The following is a 654-nucleotide window of genomic DNA, read 5'->3' on the forward strand; positions in this document are numbered from 1 at the left end:
CCAAGTATCAATAACACTACTGGAATATACTTGTTATCTAACTGTTTATACTGCTTACAACCGAACCCCAAAATATAAAGAGCAGCAACTAAAATTAGCAACTGCTCAGGTATGAAACTTATTAAATTATCCATCTCTTATCCTCCTAATTAAAATATTCCTCTCTGTATTGCAAATATAAAGAACCCTACAAGTGTTGTAATCATTGTTCCAATCAGCCATTTTAACATACTTGTAAGCGAGTTTAAATTCTCACATAGTGCCTTTAACTCTGCTTTAGACTCTATATTTGCTACTTTTAATTCATCTATTTCATCATTATGTTTATTTATTGTTACCTCGTGTCGTTTCAAATTGTCTTTGAAAAGTTCTTCATTCATGAAAACCTCCTAATTAATTGAAATAAAAAAGAACCTATATCGTTGGTTCTACTGGTACTTCTTCTTTATTTAATAAACCTGTTAACTCTAAATATTGTTCTTCTGTAATTCTGTTTACTGCATAAAATACATCCATCTTATGTTGTAAATCTTCCTTTGTACTATAGTTCTTTTGTTCTATCATTAATTTTAATAAGTTATACATATTAATTCCTCCTAGATATTGTTATTTAATTTCATATTTACTACTTCGAATGCTGTGTTTACTATCTCA

General features: G+C 28.6%; 3 protein-coding genes. All 3 read right to left on the minus strand.

Features of this window, described 5'->3' with window-relative positions; translation table 11 throughout:
- Positions 1 to 134: phage holin family protein (locus Q3304_RS20850; protein ID WP_407815492.1), on the minus strand; the 134-nt coding region annotated here is incomplete at its 3' end.
- Positions 135 to 149: 15 nt separating this feature from the next.
- Complete coding sequence (locus Q3304_RS20855) at positions 150 to 380, minus strand: hemolysin XhlA family protein (RefSeq protein WP_021384792.1); 231 nt, start codon at positions 378 to 380, stop codon at positions 150 to 152.
- Between the two features lie 34 nt (positions 381 to 414).
- A complete protein-coding gene (locus Q3304_RS20860; RefSeq protein WP_407815491.1) occupies positions 415 to 585 on the minus strand; it encodes a hypothetical protein in 171 nt (56 codons plus the stop codon).
- Positions 586 to 654: the final 69 nt, after the last annotated feature.

This window comes from Clostridioides sp. GD02377 (assembly GCF_045899875.1).
In the GTDB taxonomy this organism is placed as follows: domain Bacteria; phylum Bacillota; class Clostridia; order Peptostreptococcales; family Peptostreptococcaceae; genus Clostridioides; species Clostridioides difficile_A.

Bases quoted from the DNA above. Each gene is read 5' to 3' on its own strand.
- Q3304_RS20855 (WP_021384792.1), bottom strand. From the start codon at position 380: ATGAATGAAGAACTTTTCAAAGACAATTTGAAACGACACGAGGTAACA.
- Q3304_RS20860 (WP_407815491.1), bottom strand. From the start codon at position 585: ATGTATAACTTATTAAAATTAATGATAGAACAAAAGAACTATAGTACA.